The sequence below is a fragment of the Streptomyces niveiscabiei genome, assembly GCF_033794345.1.
Classification (GTDB): domain Bacteria; phylum Actinomycetota; class Actinomycetes; order Streptomycetales; family Streptomycetaceae; genus Streptomyces; species Streptomyces niveiscabiei.
Map to the genome: position 1 here is coordinate 51,343 of NZ_JARAYJ010000014.1, position 17,681 is coordinate 69,023.

General features: G+C 70.5%; 15 protein-coding genes and 1 pseudogene. 5 read left to right on the top strand and 11 right to left on the bottom strand.

The window, feature by feature from the left end:
- Positions 1-12 precede the first annotated feature (12 nt).
- Entirely contained in the window at positions 13-1,482 is a 1,470-nt protein-coding gene (locus tag PV682_RS20895; protein WP_319731978.1) for an aldehyde dehydrogenase family protein, read from the bottom strand.
- A 234-nt stretch (positions 1,483-1,716) separates the two neighbouring features.
- On the opposite strand from PV682_RS20895, the gene purU reads away from it, so the two are divergent.
- Positions 1,717-2,589 (top strand): formyltetrahydrofolate deformylase, encoded by an 873-nt coding sequence (gene purU / locus PV682_RS20900; protein WP_055718142.1) that lies wholly within the window; start codon positions 1,717-1,719, stop codon positions 2,587-2,589.
- Between the two features lie 113 nt (positions 2,590-2,702).
- A complete protein-coding gene (locus PV682_RS20905) occupies positions 2,703-2,861 on the top strand; it encodes a hypothetical protein (RefSeq protein WP_319731980.1) in 159 nt (52 codons plus the stop codon).
- A 40-nt stretch (positions 2,862-2,901) separates the two neighbouring features.
- Here the strand turns inward: PV682_RS20905 and betA are convergent, their stop codons facing one another.
- Positions 2,902-4,572, bottom strand: coding sequence for a choline dehydrogenase (gene betA / locus PV682_RS20910; protein ID WP_319731981.1), 1,671 nt, complete (start codon positions 4,570-4,572; stop codon positions 2,902-2,904).
- Between the two features lie 151 nt (positions 4,573-4,723).
- On the opposite strand from betA, the gene PV682_RS20915 reads away from it, so the two are divergent.
- Positions 4,724-5,521 (top strand): IclR family transcriptional regulator, encoded by a 798-nt coding sequence (locus PV682_RS20915; RefSeq protein ID WP_319731983.1) that lies wholly within the window; start codon positions 4,724-4,726, stop codon positions 5,519-5,521.
- Positions 5,522-5,578: 57 nt separating this feature from the next.
- On the opposite strand, the gene PV682_RS20920 is transcribed toward PV682_RS20915, so the two are convergent.
- From PV682_RS20920 to PV682_RS20945, 6 genes are all read right to left on the bottom strand, one after another.
- Entirely contained in the window at positions 5,579-6,715 is a 1,137-nt protein-coding gene (locus PV682_RS20920) for an aromatic ring-hydroxylating oxygenase subunit alpha (protein ID WP_319731986.1), read from the bottom strand.
- 34 nt (positions 6,716-6,749) lie between these two features.
- Positions 6,750-7,910 (bottom strand): NAD(P)/FAD-dependent oxidoreductase, encoded by a 1,161-nt coding sequence (locus PV682_RS20925; protein WP_319731987.1) that lies wholly within the window; start codon positions 7,908-7,910, stop codon positions 6,750-6,752.
- Positions 7,907-8,269 carry a bifunctional 3-phenylpropionate/cinnamic acid dioxygenase ferredoxin subunit gene (locus tag PV682_RS20930; RefSeq protein ID WP_319731989.1) on the bottom strand — a complete coding sequence of 121 codons (363 nt, stop codon included), beginning with the start codon at positions 8,267-8,269 and terminating at the stop codon, positions 7,907-7,909. The genes PV682_RS20925 and PV682_RS20930 overlap by 4 nt, the downstream gene beginning before the upstream one ends.
- Positions 8,270-8,443: 174 nt before the next feature.
- On the bottom strand, positions 8,444-9,529 hold the full coding sequence (locus PV682_RS20935) for an S-(hydroxymethyl)mycothiol dehydrogenase (RefSeq protein WP_319731991.1): 1,086 nt from the start codon (positions 9,527-9,529) through the stop codon (positions 8,444-8,446).
- A 141-nt stretch (positions 9,530-9,670) separates the two neighbouring features.
- A complete protein-coding gene (locus tag PV682_RS20940) occupies positions 9,671-9,805 on the bottom strand; it encodes a hypothetical protein (protein ID WP_319731993.1) in 135 nt (44 codons plus the stop codon).
- Positions 9,802-10,068, bottom strand: a complete 267-nt coding sequence (locus PV682_RS20945) for a hypothetical protein (protein WP_319731995.1) — start codon at positions 10,066-10,068, stop codon at positions 9,802-9,804. The genes PV682_RS20940 and PV682_RS20945 overlap by 4 nt, the downstream gene beginning before the upstream one ends.
- A gap of 134 nt (positions 10,069-10,202) precedes the next feature.
- On the opposite strand from PV682_RS20945, the gene PV682_RS20950 reads away from it, so the two are divergent.
- Positions 10,203-10,550, top strand: coding sequence for a hypothetical protein (locus PV682_RS20950; RefSeq protein ID WP_055718136.1), 348 nt, complete (start codon positions 10,203-10,205; stop codon positions 10,548-10,550).
- Between the two features lie 28 nt (positions 10,551-10,578).
- Here PV682_RS20950 and PV682_RS20955 read toward each other — a convergent pair whose 3' ends face one another.
- The 3 genes and pseudogenes from PV682_RS20955 to PV682_RS20965 form a co-directional block, all read right to left on the bottom strand.
- Entirely contained in the window at positions 10,579-11,187 is a 609-nt protein-coding gene (locus PV682_RS20955; RefSeq protein ID WP_319731997.1) for an OB-fold nucleic acid binding domain-containing protein, read from the bottom strand.
- A 67-nt stretch (positions 11,188-11,254) separates the two neighbouring features.
- On the bottom strand, positions 11,255-11,437 hold the full coding sequence (locus PV682_RS20960; RefSeq protein WP_319731999.1) for a hypothetical protein: 183 nt from the start codon (positions 11,435-11,437) through the stop codon (positions 11,255-11,257).
- A 19-nt stretch (positions 11,438-11,456) separates the two neighbouring features.
- Positions 11,457-11,723, bottom strand: a pseudogene (locus PV682_RS20965) (hypothetical protein); the annotation flags it as partial.
- Between the two features lie 152 nt (positions 11,724-11,875).
- Here PV682_RS20965 and PV682_RS20970 point away from each other — a divergent pair.
- Positions 11,876-17,680, top strand: coding sequence for a WD40 repeat domain-containing protein (locus tag PV682_RS20970; RefSeq protein WP_319732001.1), 5,805 nt, complete (start codon positions 11,876-11,878; stop codon positions 17,678-17,680).
- The last annotated feature ends 1 nt before the right edge of the window (position 17,681 follow it).

The window sequence follows — 17,681 nt, forward strand, 5'->3', positions numbered from 1 at the left end:
GGTGTCCCGGCCTCAGCCGCTGAACCAGCGCTGAGGCCGGGGTCGGATGTTCTGCCAGATGTGTTTGGGCTCCCGGTATTCGTCCAGGCCGGTCGGTCCCAACTCCCGGCCCACTCCCGAGCGCCCGAAGCCACCCCATTCCGCTTGCGGCACATAGGGGTGGTAGTCGTTGATCCACACGGTGCCGTGGCGCAGCCGCCGGGCGACCCGCTGGGCCCTGCCCGCGTCCTCGGTCCACACGGCGCCCGCGAGGCCGTACTCCGTGTCGTTGGCGATGCGTACGGCGTCGTCCTCGTCCGTGAAGCGCTCCACGGTCAGGACGGGCCCGAAGGACTCCTCGTGCACGACGCGCATGTCCTGCGTGCAGGCGTCCAGGACGGTCGGCGGGTAGTAGAAGCCGTCCGCGAGCGCGGGATCGGCCGGGCGCTCGCCGCCGCAGCGCAGGACGGCGCCCTCGGCGATGCCCGCCGCGACGTACGCCTCGACCTTCGCGAGGTGCTGCGCGGAGATCAGCGGGCCGGTCTCGGCGTCCGGGTCGAACGGGCCGCCCAGGCGGATGAGTCGGGCCCTGCGGACGACCTCGTCCACGAAGCGGTCGTGGAGGGAGTCCTCGACGATGAGGCGGGCGCCCGCCGAGCAGACCTGGCCCGAGTGCAGGAAGACGGCGGTGAGCGCGAAGTCGACGGCCGTCTCGAAGTCGGCGTCCGCGAAGACCACGTTGGGGTTCTTGCCGCCGAGTTCCAGGGCCGTCTTCTTGACGGTCGCGGCGGCGCTCGCCATCACGCGCTTGCCGGTCTCCACGCCGCCGGTGAAGGAGACCAGGTCGACGTCGGGGTGGTCGGCGAGAGGGGCGCCCGCCTCGGCTCCGGCGCCCAGGACGAGGTTCGCGACACCCTGCGGGAGGCCGGCCTCGTCGAGGGCCCGCATCAGGAGGATCGCGGTGGAGGGGGTGAGTTCGCTGGGCTTCAGGACGAACGTGTTGCCCGCGACGAGGGCCGGGGCGACCTTCCAACTGGCCTGGAGCAGCGGGTAGTTCCACGGGGTGATCAGTCCGCAGACCCCCACCGGGGCGTACTCGACGCGGCTGATCGCGTCGTCGCGGCCGGTGTCGATGACGCGGCCGGCGGAGGTGCCGGCGAGGCCGCCGTAGTAGCGCAGACAGGAGACGACGTCGGCGATGTCGTACTCGCTCTCCACGAGGCGCTTGCCCGTGTCGAGGGACTCCGCGCGGGCGAATTCCTTCGCGTCCCGCTCGATCAGGTCCGCCGTGCGCAGCAGGACCGCGCCCCGGTCGCGTTCGGGAGTGTGGGGCCAAGGGCCGGCGTCGAAGGCCCGGCGGGCCGCCGCTATCGCCGCTTCCGTGTCCTCGCGGGCCGCCTCCGCGACCGTCGCCACGAGGGTTCCGTCGGCGGGACATCGGATCTCGCGGCGCCCCCCGGCGGCCGAATCCCGCCACTCGCCGTCCACGTACAGGTCTGCCACGCGCCGTGCCCTTCCGGAAGGAAATGCCCCGTATCGAGATTCGTTGCGCATAGTGCATCTGATTGCTTGTGGTGGAACACAGTGACGAACCCGCAGAGCGCCGTCAAGGGGTTCGCCGGTGACGATTTCGCCAACCGGGCAAGTGGCCCGGTGGCCTTGACCTCCCCCCACCCTCACCCGACCATGTTGCGTATCGCTCACCGCGTTGTGTCATGCGCATCAACGGAGGCCCGTATGTCTTCTCGTACACGATCCGGCCGTGAGTTCGTCCTCACCCTCTCCTGCCCCGACAGCGCCGGGCTGGTGCACGCCGTGAGCGGGTTCCTCGTCCGCAACTCCGGGAACATCCTGGAGAGTCAGCAGTTCGACGACCGGATGACCGGGCGGTTCTTCATGCGGGTCCACTTCGACGTGGCCGACCCCGCGTGCGAACTGGAGCCGCTGCGGCTGCGGTTCGGGCCCGTCGCCCAGGCGTACAACATCACCTGGACGCTGCGGGACGCCTCGACGCCGACCCGGACCCTCATCATGGTGTCCAAGTTCGGGCACTGCCTCAACGACCTGCTGTTCAGGGGGCGTTCGGGCGCGCTCAACATCGAGATCCCCGCGATCGTCTCCAATCACCGGGACTTCGAGGGGCTCGCCGAGAGCTACGGGGTGCCCTTCCACCACATCCCGGTCACCAAGGAGACCAAGCCCGAGGCCGAGGCGCGGCTGCTGGAGCTGGTGCGTGACCTCGACGTCGATCTCGTGGTACTCGCGCGTTACATGCAGGTCCTCTCCGACGACCTGTGCAAGCAGCTCGAAGGCCGCGCCATCAACATCCACCACTCCTTCCTGCCGAGCTTCAAGGGCGCCCGGCCCTACGACCAGGCGCATCTGCGGGGGGTGAAGCTGGTGGGGGCCACCGCCCACTACGTGACGTCCGACCTCGACGAGGGCCAGATCATCGAGCAGGACGTGACCCGGGTGGACCACTCCCTGGCCCCGAGGGACCTGGTGACGGTGGGCCGGGACGTGGAGGCGCAGGTGCTGGCCCACGCGGTCAAGTGGCACAGCGAGAGCCGGGTGATGGTGGACGGCAACCGCACGGTGGTGTTCCGTTGAACCGTCGCCCCCTACCGCCGAGTTGACGGCCCCTCCTATGATGGAGGGGAAACGCATCGGCGCCCGCCTGATCTGACGCGCGGGCCGGACGGGGGAAGAAGGGTGCGTGCCCGGTGTCGGTCGGGCTCCTCTCCAGCATCGCCGCCGTGTTCTACGGCTGCACTGTCTCGCTCATCGCTCTCACCGCCACGTTCTCCCGCAGCCATGCCCTGCGGCGTGAAGCGCGCAGCACACTGGCCGTGTTGGTGCCGGGGAGGCGGGACGACAGCTGAGCGGTGGGGGGAGCCGGGATCCGGCTCCCCCTCCATATCTCTAGCCCGCTTGTTTCTGCGCGTCCCGGTGGCGGTAGTACGCCTCCTGCGACGCCGGGAGCGGGGTCTTGCCCAGGATCAGGTCCGCCGCCTTCTCGGCGATCATCATGACCGGCGCGTAGATGTTGCCGTTGGTGACGTAGGGCATCACCGAGGCGTCGACCACGCGCAGTCCCTCGACGCCGTGGACCCGCATCGACGCGGGGTCGACCACCGCCATGTCGTCCGTGCCCATCTTGCAGGTGCAGGACGGGTGGAGGGCCGTCTCGCCCTCCTTGGCGACCCACGCGAGGATCTCCTCGTCGGAGGCCACGGACGGGCCCGGGGAGATCTCGCCGTCGTTGTAGGGGGCCAGGGCGGGCTGGCTCAGGAGCTTGCGGGCCACCCGGATCGCCTCCACCCACTCGCGGCGGTCCTGTTCCGTGGAGAGGTAGTTGAAGCGCAGGGCCGGGTGGACCCGGGGGTCCTTGCTCCTGATCTTCACCGAGCCGATCGCGTCGGAGTACATGGGGCCGACGTGGACCTGGTAGCCGTGGCCGCCGGCCGGCGAGGAGCCGTCGTAGCGGACCGCGATCGGCAGGAAGTGGAACATCAGGTTGGGGTAGTCGACGTCGTCGTTGCTGCGGGCGAAGCCCCCCGCCTCGAAGTGGTTCGTGGCGGCGGGGCCCTTGCGGAAGAGCCACTGGAGGCCGATGAAGGGGGCCCGCCACTTCGCCATGTACGGCTGCATGGAGACGGGTTGTTTGCAGGCGTACTGGACGTACACCTCAAGGTGGTCCTGGAGGTTCTCGCCGACGCCGGGCAGATCGTGTACGACGTCGATGCCCAAGGCGCTGAGCTCTTCCGCGTTGCCTATGCCCGAGACCTGGAGGAGCTGGGGGGAGTTGATGGCGCCGCCGCACAGGATGACCTCGCCGGCGCGGACCCGCTGGGCGGCTCCGGGGCCGCGTTCGTACTCGACGCCGACCGCGCGTTTGCCCTCGAAAAGAACCCGGGTGACGAACGCCCGGGTCTTCACGGTGAGGTTGGGGCGTTTGCGGACGGGCTTGAGGTACGCCTTGGACGCGGACAGCCGCCGTCCGCGGTGGACGTTGCGGTCGAAGGCGGCGAAGCCTTCCTGCCGGTAGCCGTTGACGTCGGGGGTGGGCGCGTACCCGGCCTGCTCGGTCGCCTTGAGGAACGCGCCGAACAACGGGTTGGTGGCCGGCCCGCGTTCGAGGACGAGGGGCCCGTCGTGGCCCCGGAAGGGGTCGTCGGGGTCGGCGGCGAGGCAGTTCTCCATGCGCCGGAAGTAGGGCAGGCAGTGCGCGTAGTCCCAGCTCTCCATGCCCGGGTCGGCGGCCCAGCGCTCGTAGTCCATGGGGTTGCCGCGCTGGAAGATCATGCCGTTGATGCTGGAGGAGCCGCCGAGGACCTTGCCGCGCGCGTGGTAGACGCGCCGCCCGCCCATGTGGGGCTCGGGCTCGGACTCGTACTTCCAGTCGTAGAAGCGGCTGCCGATGGGGTAGGTGAGTGCGGCGGGCATGTGGATGAAGACGTCCCAGGGGTGGTCGCTGCGGCCCGCCTCCAGGACCAGGACCCGGTTCGCCGGGTTCGCGGAGAGGCGGTTCGCCAGTGCGCTGCCTGCCGAGCCGCCGCCGACGATGACGAAGTCGTAGTGGGGTGTTGCCATGGTGCCTCGTCTCCCTCGCGCCATTGGTACGCCGGGAATGCTAGTGCTGAGCGCGCTATGCGCACCAGGTTGCGGTAAGCGCAACTTGGAACGAGTTTGCTACGGCCGTGTTGCTTGCAGCCGTGTTGTTTACCGCGCGTATAGTTTTGCTGTGAGCAACTACACCCCTGATACCGAGACGTCCACTTCCCAGGCCGGCGGGGTCCAGTCGGTCGATCGCGCGATCAGCGTCATGGAGATCCTCGCCCAACGCGGCGAAGCGGGGGTCAGCGAGGTAGCTGCGGAGATCGACGTTCACAAATCCACCGCGTTCCGCCTGCTCGGCGCGCTGGAGGCGCGCGGGCTCGTCGAACAGGCCGGTGAGCGCGGCAAGTACCGCCTCGGCTTCGGCATCGTCCGGCTCGCGGGGGCGGTGACCGGGCGCATAGACATCACCCAGCAGGCCCGGCCGATCTGCGAGCGGCTCGCCGAGGAGATCGGCGAGACCGTCAACATCGCGGTGCTCCAGGAGCAGTACGCGATCAACCTGTACCAGGTACGGGGTCCCGGAGCCGTCGCCGTGCACAACTGGGTCGGCCAGCTCACGCCGCTGCACGCGACGTCCAGCGGCAAGGTGCTGCTCGCGGCGCTCCCGGCGACCGAGCGGGCCGCGCTGCTGGCCGAGACCGGGCTCAGGAAGCTCACGCCGCGCACGATCACGGCGAAGACGAAGCTGGAGAAGAACCTCGCCGAGTCCCTGGAGCGCGGCTACGCCTACACGCTGGAGGAGCTGGAGGTCGGGCTGCACGCGATGGCGGCGCCGGTCCGGGGCCGGGACGGCGAGGTGATCGCGGCGCTGAGCGCCTCGGGACCGGCGTACCGCTTCACGGAGGACCGGCTGCACGAGTTCGCGCCGGTGCTGCTGAAGGGGGCGGAGGAGATCAGCCGCCGGATGGGGCATCTGGGCTGAGCCGACTCGGCCGCGAGCAGGCCGAGCCGCCCCCGGCCGCCGCCCGGCCGGCTCCGTTCACCTCTGCTGCGCCGGCTCCCCCAGCCGCTCCAGCACCCAGTCGTGGAACGCCCCGATGTGGTGCTCGCTCGGCACCAGCACGCCCCCCTTCGCGTACATCCGCGAGTGCATACCGGGCTGGGTCCGTTCGCACGCGTCGAAGTCCTGCTGGTTGACGCGGTGGAACAGCTCCACGGACCGGCTGACGTCCTTGCCGGACTCCACGACGTGGGGCAGGTACAGCCAGTCGCACTCGACGATCGTCCGGTCGGCGGCCACCGGGTACATCCGGTGGAAGATCACGTGGTCGGGCACCAGGTTGATGAACACCTGCGGTTTGACGGTGATCGCGTAGTACCGCCGGTCCTGCTCGTCGGCGACCCCGGGGATGCGGTCGAGCCCCTCGGAGCCGTCGACGGTGAACCCCTGGACGTCGTCACCGAACTCGGCGCCGTGCCCCACGTAGTACTGGGCGGCGTACCCGTCGGCGAACTCCGGGAGCACCTCGGTCAATTCGGGGTGGATCGTCGCGCAGTGGTAGCACTCCATGAAGTTCTCGATGATGAGCTTCCAGTTCGCCTGCACGTCGTACACGATCCGCTTGCCGAGCGACAGGTTGGCCATGTCGTAGTGGTCGATGGACTCGGTGTCGCCGAGCCGCTCGACGACCGCGCCCATCACGTCGTCCTCGAAGGACGGCGGGTTCTCGGCGAGGCACACCCACACGTAGCCGAGCCACTCGCGCACGTGCACGCTCACGAGCCCGTACTCGGTCCGCCCGACGTCGGGCATCTTCGTCAGGTTGGGCGCGGCGACGAGCTTGCCGGTGAGGTCGTACGTCCAGGCGTGGTACGGGCACTGGAAGGCGCGCTTGACCTCGCCGGCCTCCTCCGTGCACAGCTTGGCGCCGCGGTGCCGGCAGACGTTGAAGTAGGCGCGGATCGAGTTGTCGCGGGCGCGGGTGACGAGGAGGGACTCGCGGCCCACGTCGACGGTGCGGAACGCGCCCGGTTTGGGCAGGTCGGCCGCGCGCACGACGCAGAACCACATGGTCTCGAAGATGCGCTCCTGCTCCTGGGCGAAGATCCCGGGATCGGTGTAGGAGGAGCCGGGGAGGGTGGCGATGAGGCTGTCCGGCAGGCCGGTCGAGGTCACGGGGCACTCCTCGGGTTGCGTCGGGGAAAGTCGTTCAGGCGGCGGCGAGCTGCTTGCGCCAGCGGGTGAACAGGCGGGGCTGGTTCATCCCGAGGACGGCGACGGGTGTCTCCCCGCGCCGGTAGACGGCGAGGACGTCGCGCGCGTCGGCGCTGCCCGCCTCGACGGTGACACTGTCGGCACCGGCCGCGTGTCCGGCGAACTGGATGCGTACGCCGTACTGGTCGGACCAGAAGTACGGGGGGCGCGGGGTCGCCGGCGGCTCGGCGCCGTCCCCCGCGAGCAGCGCCCTGACGGCGGCGGCCGGGCGTTCCAGCGCGCCGGTCCAGTGCTCCACGCGCCGGTGCCCGCCGCTGCGCGGGTCGTACCAGTTCGCGCAGTCGCCGACCGCGACCACGCCGGGTACGCCGGTCCGGCCGTCCGCGCCGCACTTGACGCCGTTGTCGAGCGGGACGCCCGAGCCGTCGAGCCACTCCACGCAGGGCCGGGCGCCCACGCCGACGACGACGATGTCGGCGGGGAGGCTGCGCCCGTCCTCCAGCAGCACGGCGTCCACGCGCCGTTCGCCGCCGAGCCCCTTGACGCCGGCCCCGCACAGGAGCCGTACGCCGTGGTCGGTGTGCAGGCCGGAGACGACCGCGCCCATGTCGGCGCCGAGGGGGCCGGCGAGCGGGGTGGGGGCGGCCTCGACGACGGTCGCCTCCAGGCCGAGGGCCTGTGCGGTGGAGGCGACCTCGGCGCCGATGAAGCCGCCGCCGATCACCACGAGCCGTCCGCCCGCGGCGAGTTCGGCCTTGAGGGCGCGCGCGTCGTCCAGGGTGCGCAGGGTGTGCACCCCGGCGAGGTTCTCGGCGCCGGGGAGGGCGCGGGCGGCGGCGCCGGTGGCGATGACGACGCCGTCCGCGTTGATCTGGCGGCCGTCCGCGAGCCTCACCTCGCGTGCGCCCGCGTCGAGTCCGGTGGCGCGCGTCCCGAGCAGCCACTCGGCGTCGAGGTCCTCGTCGTCCGTCTCCAGGGCGAGTTCGGCCTCGCCGTACGTGCCGGCGAGGAACTCCTTGGAGAGCGGGGGGCGGTCGTAGGGGCGGTGGATCTCGTCGCCCACGACGATCAGCCGGCCGTCGTACCCCTGGGCGCGCAGCGCGCGGGCCGCCGAGAGGCCGGCCAGCGACGCGCCGACCACGGCGACCGTCCTCACGCGGTCCCCTTGGCGAGCCGGGACGCCATGCAGGGCGGCAGGTTGGGGGCCTCGGTGGAGACCTTCACGTGGATCATGCCGTCCTCGACGACGACCTCGTGGGTGCGGACCGGGAGTTTGGCGGGCGGGGAGTCCACCGCGCCGGTCCTCAGGTCGAACTTCGAGGCATGCAGGGGGCATTCCACCTCGCAGCCCTCCAGCCAGCCGTCCGCGAGCGAGGCGTCCTGGTGGGTGCAGGTGTCGTCGATGGCGAAGACCTCGCCGTCGTCGGTGTGGAACACCGAGACGGGCGGGTCGATGTCGAGCCGGTATGCCTCACCTCGCGGCAGGTCCGCGAGACGGCACGCGGGAATCATCATGACACCTCGGTGCGTATAGCGAAACGGATTGCGGTAAGCGCAACGCCAGTGTGGAGCCGCCCAGAACCGTTGTCAAGGAGTCCAAAGCCGGGGATTCCGGGGCAGCGCGACGCGCCCGCCCCACCCGCGTGAGCAGGCGGAACGGGCGCGTCCGGCAAGGAGTTTGACAGGTCGTCAGAACACGACGACCGACCTCAGGACATCCCCCTGGTGCATCCGGTCGAACGCCTTCTCCACCTCGTCGAGCTGGATCGTCTCGGTGACGAACGCGTCGAGCGGCAAGCGCCCCTGGAGATAGAGGTCGATCAGCATCGGGAAGTCCCGGGACGGCAGACAGTCCCCGTACCACGACGACTTGAGCGAACCGCCGCGCCCGAAGACGTCCAGCAGCGGGAGTTCGAGCTTCATCTCGGGCGTGGGCACACCGACGAGGACGACCGTCCCGGCCAGGTCCCGTCCGTAGAAGGCCTGCCGATACGTCTCCGGCCTGCCGACCGCCTCGATCACCACGTCCGCGCCGAAGCCGCCGGTCAGCTCCTGGATCGCCGTGACGGCGTCCGTGCCGCGGGAGTTGACGGTGTGGGTGGCGCCCAGTTTCGCCGCCGTCTCCAGCTTGGCGTCGTCGATGTCGACGGCGATGACCTTCGCGGCGCCCGCCAGCGAGGCTCCGACGACGGCCGCCGCGCCGACGCCGCCGCAGCCGATCACGGCGACCGTGTCACCGCGTCCGACGTTCCCCGTATTGATGGCGGCGCCGATCCCCGCCATCACGCCGCAGCCCAGGAGCCCTGCCGCCGCCGGGGAAGCCGCCCGGTCGACCTTGGTGCACTGCCCGGCGGCGACGAGGGTCTTCTCCGCGAACGCGCCGATCCCCAGGGCCGGGGCGAGTTCGGTGCCGTCCAGCAGCGTCATCTTCTGCTGGGCGTTGTGCGTGTTGAAGCAGTACTGCGGGCGCCCGCGCAGACAGGCCCGGCAATTCCCGCACACGGCACGCCAGTTGAGGATCACGAAGTCACCGGGGGCGACGTCGGTCACCCCCTCGCCGACCGCCTCGACCACACCGGCCGCCTCGTGCCCGAGGAGGAACGGGAAGTCGTCGTTGATGCCGCCCTCCCGGTAGTGCAGGTCGGTATGACACACCCCGCACGCCTCGACCTTCACCAGCGCCTCCCCCGGACCCGGGTCCGGCACGACGATCGTCTCCAGGGAGACGGGGGCGCCCTTTCCTCGCGCGACGACAGCACGGACCTGGTGAGCCATGACCACTCCCGAGTTCGATGTTGCTCATTGCGGTACGCATCTCATGTAACGCAACACAGCATCGGGGAGCGACCGGGCGCGGTCAAGAAGCGGGACGCGGCGCGTGGCCGGGGAGCGCGGCGAGGCGGTCGGTGCCGGCGATCAGGTGGGGGGCGGACAGTTCCTCGGCCGCCGGGGGCCAACCGCGACGGAGTGCGCGGAGGCGATGCACGTCCACGCGTCCTCGCGCAGCTCGATCGCGGGGGCGTTCGCGAGCAGGCGCTGCGGCAGGATCACGCCGTCGACCTCGCTGTGGCGGTTCGCGCTGTGGTTGACCAGGTCCGGGGTGTCCGCATGGAACCGCAGCCGGGCGCCCGATCGGTCAGCAGCGCGGTCAGTTCTCGGCCCGCCTGCGGGGTCAACTCGTAGGTGTCGCCCACCCGGGTGAGCAGTTCGTCGTCGATGTGCCGCGGCGGGGGCGAGATGTCGGTCAGCGGGCGCGTGAGCGAGGCGTTCGCCGTCGGACGGCCGGGGCTCAGCCGCGTGGCCCCCTTCGTCACGCTGCGTTCGCGCCGGAGTGTGTTCGGCGGCGTGAGAAGGTTCGGGTCCAGGGTTGTGGGACCGGTCGTCGGCGGTGCGGCCGGCGTCGGGTGAACCGGCGTCCACCGGCGTTTCCGATCAGTAGAGTTCGGGCATGCCCGCGCGAGACGAACTCCTCATCGACCTGATCAACCGCACCGAGATGGAGGGCGCCGGCCCGCGACTCACCGTGGTCGCCCACGGCGTCGTCCTCACCGGCCGCCTCACCACCCACCGCACCTGGGCCACCTCCGTCGCCGGCCTCCTCGACGACGACAGCGCGCCGGACGAACACTTCGGTGAGGCCTTCCGCCGCGAGGCCGCCGAGCCCCTCGCGTACCCGCCGGTCTTCCTGCACCTGCACGGCTGCCAGCTGATCTCCGGGTCGAGCAGCCTGCCGGCGGCGCTGGGCGAATATTTCCGAGTGCCGTTGGAGTCGGTGACGGCGTGGAGTGTGCGGTGAGGTGGTGAGGCGGTGACCGTACGCGGTGTCAGGTGACTCGATGACGGCACGGGAGGCCATGCTCCCGTACGGAGTACGGCGTCACCCGGTGCGCCGCGAGGGCGAGTTGGACGCAGGCGCCGGTTCCCCCGTCCTCCGGCAGCAGTTCGAGCCGCCTGCCGAACACGTTCGGCGTCCCGTCCCGCTCCTCGATCCGCCCTTCGACGCCGACGACGTTGTCCTCGGCCAACGCGTGCTGGACGAACTGGCAGGCGGCGGGGAAGAACAGCACCTCGATGCCCGCGTCCCGGTCGGCGAGGGTGACGACCGCCCACGGGTTCCCCTGTCTGGTGACCTTGCGCTGGACACCGGTGATCAGCCCGGCGAGGCGCACCTCCCCCGTCGTGCGGCCGGAGGCGAGGAGGGCGGCGAGGGTGCAGTCGCGGGCGTCGAGGGGATGTGCGGAGACGTACAGGCCGAGCATCTCCCGTTCGAACGCGAGGAGTTGGCGGCGCGGCCACTCCTCGTCGTCAAGGGCGAGGTCGAGCCCGAAGACCGGGGTGTCGTCGCCGGGTGCGCAGTCCGCGAAGAGGTCGTCCTGGCCGTGGCTCGCCGCCTTCTTCACTGGCACGACGGCGTCGACTGCCGTTTCGTGCACGGACGTCAGTCCCTTGCGGGAGTGTCCGAGCGAATCGAGCGCACCCGCTTTGATCAGTGACTCGACGTCAGGGGGGGTTGACGCGTTCGGGGTTGAGGAACCGGTCGAAGAGCAGGCCGTGTTCGAGGGGGCAGCGCTCGGTAATGCGTGTGGCGTAGGCGACGAGGAACCCGGTCGCCGAACCCCGGCCGGGGCCGAGGGGGATGTCCCGTTCCGTTGTGACGACCTGCGTGGTCGAGCGTTGTCTCACTCGGTCGGGCTGGTTCCAGCCCCATCCCGGCGCGGCGTTCGTCGAGTCGGTCGGGATCGGCAACGGGCTGCGGGCGCAGGTTCGAGCCGTCTGGCTCCTGGGTGTACTGCGTTCCGTACACCTGGGGTTCGCCGCCCGCGATCGGAACCCGGTCGGTGAGATGAGCCAAGCGGCGTGCAGGGGCATCCCCACCTGCCGGACCGCTTCCGACGACGCACTCACAGCCGCCGACGGCGAGGACGCCCCACAGGGGCCACCCGCACCCCAGCCGTACCAGCCCGCGCACGGGCGTAGGGAAACGTCACCCGTTTCAGCGATTGTGCTCGGTCTCTGGTGATCGGGATCCTGGTGATGCACGAGCCGCAGGAGGCGTGCAGGGGGCGTGAGCGGGAGAACCGGGGGTGAGCAGCAGTGGACGCACGCAGGATCGAACAGGTCGTGTCCAGGTACAACGCCGTCTTCGAGGTATCGAATCTGAAGATGGGCTACGGCCTCGATGACAACGTTTACCTCGTGGTCGGCGGTACCCCCGACGGCCGTCTGCTGCGGCTGAAGCCGGACGGCACGAAGCAGACGTTCTTCCGGGCGGGAGCCGCCGCGCTGGCCGTCACGGCGAACGCGTCCGGGACGATCGCGATCGCGGAGGCCCATTTCGCACACCGGATCGTGTTCTACGACGACCAGTTCAGGCAGCTCGGCCACTACGACGGCTTCGCCGCCGACAACACGCTCGGCTACAACGCACCCTCCGGCATCGAGGCAGTGCCGTCCGGCTTCTTCTACGCCCTCGACCAGCATCGCCTGCGCGTGGTCAGGCTGACCCCCACCGGCACCCTGGACCGGGAGGTCACTCTCACCGGGCTCCCGGCCGAGGTCAGGTCCACCGGCAGCGCGGTCGGCCTGCGGGTGGCCGAGAGCTCCGCGGACTCCGGGCGTATCTACACGGCCTGGCCGCATGTCACGAACGGCACGCTGGGGTTCGTCTGTGCCAGCGACCTCCGGACAGGTCAGCTCCTCTGGTCCAAACCGGTCAAGGTCTCGGGCGACCTCAACAACAGCTTCGACGTCACCGGGAACGGCGGTCTGTGCGTCGTCAAGAGCACACAGGAACTGGTGATCTACGACGCGGACGGAGGGGAGACACCCGCCCCCCTCGACCTTCCCGCCGACGATCACACGGTGGGGCACCTGCGGCTCCGTGACTTCAAGGACGGCGACCAGCACCGCCTCCGGTACTACGTGAAACGGGACGACGAGCGGTACCTGTTCGAGGTGTACGACGGGAAGACGGGGGCGGCCGAAACCCCGGTGCTCGGCGACGTCGAACTGCTCACCGTGCAGTACGACGCGGACGTGTGGACCGCGGGAAAGCCGATGCCCCTGACCATCACGCACAGCCCGGGCAGCTGGCCGAACCGGCCGCGCTTCCGGGTCTGGCTGCGCCCGCTCGGCGTCCCGGAGTTCACCGAACTCCCGCTGACCGGCGGCGCGGTGACCCCGCCCGCCGACGCCCGGGGCCTGTACCAGGTGCGGGTGTCGCCGGATGTGGCGGGACGGTTGTCGGAGTATGTCGTGGACGGCATGGTCGAGATCCGCCCGGCCGCGCCCACGCCGGGCACGACCGTGCAGGGCTCGCTGTCCCTGATGAGCTGCCGGATCGTCAAGGACCGTGATGGCAAGGAGAGGCCGGTCAACCTCAACCGCCTCCACTACGGCCGCGGCGAGGCCGTCACCCTCCGCGTCGAGGCCCGTATGGGCGCGGGGGTACCGCAGCCGGCCGCCGTGACCGTCGTACTGAAACGGGACGGTGAGCGGCTCCACGAGTGGAACGTCGGCCTGGACCCTGCCGGGCACTTCGGACAGCTGGTCATCGGCGCGGACATCACCGGCACACTGGAACCCGGCCGGCATGTCCTCGACGCCGACCCACCGGCCGGTCTCCTCCTCACCATCGCCCCGCAGTACCTGGAGATCGGGCCGGGCTTCGCCGACCGGCCGGACTACCATCTCACCCTCTACACCGACATCTACGGCCCCAACGGGGCCGGTTTCCCCGCCGACCCCCGTGAACTCCTCATCAACCCCCCCACCAACTTCCCGCCGGCCTTCAGGGACCTCCCGGACGTGGTCCAGGCCCATCTGCACCGGACGCGGACGCTTGGCCTCAACCTCGCCGTCGACCGGCTGGGGGTGCACTGGGGCACCATCACCTTCGCCACCGAGTACGACGCCGATGCGGAGATCGCCGCCCGGCTGAAGGCAAGCCCGGTCGCCGTCCACTACCGCAAGGCCCTCTTCGAGGACGTGGGCCGCCGGACCATCGCCGGATACGGTGCGTACGGCATCGAGGAACAGGGCGTCCTCCACTCCAACGACACCTTCCTGCCGCTGGAATGGCCGGGCAACCACGAGATCCGCACGCTGGAGAGGCTGAAGACCGACCTCGCGACGGGGACCCGCACCCTCGACGCCTACGCGGCGTTCCGCGGCTGGACCTGGGGCGCCAACTGGTGGATCGGCCCGGTGGGCGCGGTCGCCGCGAACGCCGACGAAAAGGCCGAGTACACCACCGCCAGCGAGGCCATCGCCGCCGGCACCAGCACAACCTGGCTGCCCGTCCTCGACACCGTGACCGAGCGCTCGATCACCTTGAAGCCGACGGAGGCCGCCGAGCTCCGCACAGCGCTGAACGAGGCGTCCCCCGGCCGGATCACCGCCGCGACCGCGCCGTACCGGCAGCCGCAGACCGTACCCCCGCTGCTGTTCGCCGAGGTCGACGAGGTCGATCTGCACTACCAGGCCGAGCAGATCCAACTTCCGTTGTCCTCCGCCCACATGGTCGACTTCTACCGGCGGCCGGGCAAACCCGTCTGGGGCCATCCGGAGCTGACCAACGACGACGGCACCGGCGGAATGTTCCTGCCGACGCTCTTCCAGCAGGTGATGCGTGGCCCGAACGGCACCGGCATGGTCACCGACCTGAACGTCCGTCAGATGAAAGGGGTCGTCGCCGCTCCGGAACGCGGCGGCGGCAGCGGCACCCAACCCGGCGAACCGCGCTCCGGCGGGGCGGGCAAGACCTCGGTGCAGCGCGCCGCGTTCGACATGATCGCCCGCCTCGGACCGGCCGTCGCGGGCGCCGACAGCGCCAACCGGGTCGCGATCGTCGTCTCCACCCGCATGCTGCGCCTGGAGACCTTCGAGAGCGGCTGGTTCAGCAGCCTGTACTTCATGCGCCTGTACAGCGCCTGGGCCGCCTGCCTGCACGCGCACCGGCCCGCGTCCTTCGTCTTCACCGAGGACGTCGACGCCGAGGTACTGCGCGGCTACCAGGCCGTCCTGCTCGTGGGCCAGCAGGCCGAGCTGGATCCGCCCCTGGCGGCGGCCCTGAACAAGGCGCGCGAGACCGTCCCGGTGTACGCCGACGACACCTGCCACCCGTCCATCCGCGACGCCTACGGCCGGCTGGGTCTCGCCTTCGACCGGATCAACCGCAAGGACGAACCCGCCTGTCAGAACGACGACACCGCCTACTACCGGATGCGCCGTGCCTTCCTGGACCAGGGCGCCGCCCTCGCCCAGACCCTGAGCGCCGTCACCCCGGTCGCCGAGTGCGACAACCCCGAGGTGCTGCTCAGCGAATGGACGGCCGGGGACATCACCTACATCTGGGCCGTCAACACCACCCGGCCCGACTGGGAACCGGAGATCGCCTGGCGGGTCGGGCTGCTGTGCGCCCAGCACCTGCCCGTGCAGACGCGGCTGACGGTACGGCTGCCCGCACTGCACCAGGTCGTCGACCTGCTCACCGGCAAACCCGTCTCCCTGCTCGGCGGCACCTTCACCGCCGACCTGCGCACCGTACCGGCCCGGCTCTACGCGATCGTCCCACTGCTGCACGACCCGCTGCCCACCGCCTCCGAGGACGGATTCGGCCCGCACGTACGGGACATCGCCGTCTCCGCCGACGGCGACACGGCCGCCCTCAACACCTTCGACTGGGACCACAACCTCTACGGCCTCGACCTCGCCACCGGCCGCACCCGCTGGCGCCGCCGCCTGGGCCACCACTTCGCCTACGCCCCCACCACCCGCCCCGACGGCTTCGTCGTCCAGGGCTTCGACATCAACGCCGCCGAGGGCTACCACCTCTACCAGCTGGACCCCGCCGGACGGCCCCAGCGCCGCTTCGCCCTGTACGGCCTGCCCAAGAAGGCCACCGACTGGTCCAAGAGCGACTGGGGTTACGACTACGGCCTGAACAACTTCGCGTCGGCACCCGGCGGTTCCTGGATCGCCACCTCCGGCGACCTGGGCCTCGCGGTGTGGCGGCGCGAGGTGGACGAGCAGGGGCAGGAGCAGTGGAACGAGAGCTGGGCGGACTCCTGGTGGTCCGAGAACCGCCGCATCCCCCTCCGCCTCCTCGCCCTCGACGACGACACCCTGATCACCTTCGCCGACAACACCGTCAGCGGCCGCTCGGCAGTGAACGGCGCCCTGCTGTGGTCCTTCTCCATCGTCAGGGGCGCCGGTTTCGGCGGGACGTTCGGCGTGGCAGCGGTCAGCGGCGACCGTCGTACGGCGGCGATCACGGCGCAGGCCGACGGCGGCCGGGTCTACGTGATCCGCGACGGCGCCCTGGTCAACACCATCCCCACCGCGGTGAGCGAGCTGTCCCTCTCCGCCGACGGCACCTTCCTCGCCGTCACCACGGGCAACCAGCTGCGGGCCTACGACACCGCGACCGGACTCCTGTGGACCTACACCGGGGACGACTTCCTGCGCCGCCCGCGCGTCTCGCCCGACGGCAGCCGGGTCGCCGTCGGCAGCGAACTCGGCACCCTCGCCGTACTGGAGCGCGATGGCACCCTGCTGACCGCCACCGACCTGCGGGCGCTCCCGGTACCGGCCTGGCTGCCCGACGGCGATCTGCTCGTCGCCACCTGGACGGGCACGGTGCTCCGCTACGACGCCGGCCTCGAAGAACGCTGGCGGACCCGGCTGGTCCCCGAGGAGCAGGACATCCGCCGCAAGCTGACGGCCCCGGACCCGGTGCCGGTGGTGCGCAGGACGGACTGGGGCAACGCGAGATCCGAGCCGCTCGAACTGACCCCCAACCTCGTCGTGGACACCCACGCCTACCTCTTCATGCAGATGACCAGCCCACTCGGCACTTACAACATGGGCCCGAACCAGGAGGACCCGGACCCGCACGCGCCGAGTGTCTTCGCGCCCCTGACCGACGGCAGTGCCGCCCCGCCCGCCCAGCCCTGGCTGAAACGGCCGCTCCTCGCAGGTCTGGCATCGGTCGGCGCGGACCCCCACTTCGAGCTCACCGTGGACACCTTCCGCTACCAGCTGAAGCTGACCGGCGTCACGTTCGCCGAGGACCCCGCACACCCCGAGTCCTGGCTGCGGGACGTCCTGATCCAGTGGTGGGACGCCCGCAACGCCACCTGGCGGGACGGCCCGATGCTGCTGTCCGACCAGGCCCTGCACAGCCACGACCTGGAGCTGTACTCAGGGCGCTTCCGCCTCGTCTCGACCGGCGGCGGTGTCTGGCCGCAGGGCAATCTGAGGCTCGGCGAACTGGTCTTCCACGGCGAGGTGCTCGGCGCGTCGCACCGGGACGTGGTCGAGGACAACGCCGTCGCCGTTCTCTTCGACGACCGTGCGGACGACGTACAGGACCTGCTGGCCCAGCCCAGGAGCGTCGTCGACATCCAGGAGGGCGGCGCCTACTCCGGCACCCGGTGTCTGCGGGTGCCGGTGGCGATGCCGCGGGGCCAGTATCCGATCCGCCACGGCTTCTTCTTCCTGGACACCATGCACGACTGGAACTTCGAGATCGTGGAGCACCCGGCCGCCCCGGGCCAGTACCGCTATCTCCAGTTCGCCTGGAAGGCGCTCAGTGACCACACCACCGGGATCGGCCTGCGCCTCGGCTCCGGAGGCAGCGCGGACGCGGACGGGGGCGGCCACCAGGAGAACCTGCACTACGTGTCCGTCAACGCCGGAGTCTCGCACTTCCCGACCGCGCCACAGGTGACCGAGATCATGATCCCGGAGGAGGAGTTTCCGCACGGCGACTGGAAGCTGGTGCGTATCGATCTGTGGGCGCAGGCCGCCGGCAAGCTGAAGAGGATCACCCAGATCGGTCTGCGCACCGACGGCGGCGGGGCCCTTTTCGACCAGATCCTGCTCGGCCGTACCGAGGCCGACCTGGATGAGTGGCCAGCGTAGG

Coding starts and splice junctions, on each gene's coding strand:
- PV682_RS20935 (WP_319731991.1), bottom strand. CDS start 9,529: ATGGCTCACCAGGTCCGTGCTGTCGTCGCGCGAGGAAAGGGCGCCCCC.
- purU (WP_055718142.1), top strand. CDS start 1,717: ATGTCTTCTCGTACACGATCCGGCCGTGAGTTCGTCCTCACCCTCTCC.
- PV682_RS20930 (WP_319731989.1), bottom strand. CDS start 8,269: ATGATGATTCCCGCGTGCCGTCTCGCGGACCTGCCGCGAGGTGAGGCA.
- betA (WP_319731981.1), bottom strand. CDS start 4,572: ATGGCAACACCCCACTACGACTTCGTCATCGTCGGCGGCGGCTCGGCA.
- PV682_RS20950 (WP_055718136.1), top strand. CDS start 10,203: ATGCCCGCGCGAGACGAACTCCTCATCGACCTGATCAACCGCACCGAG.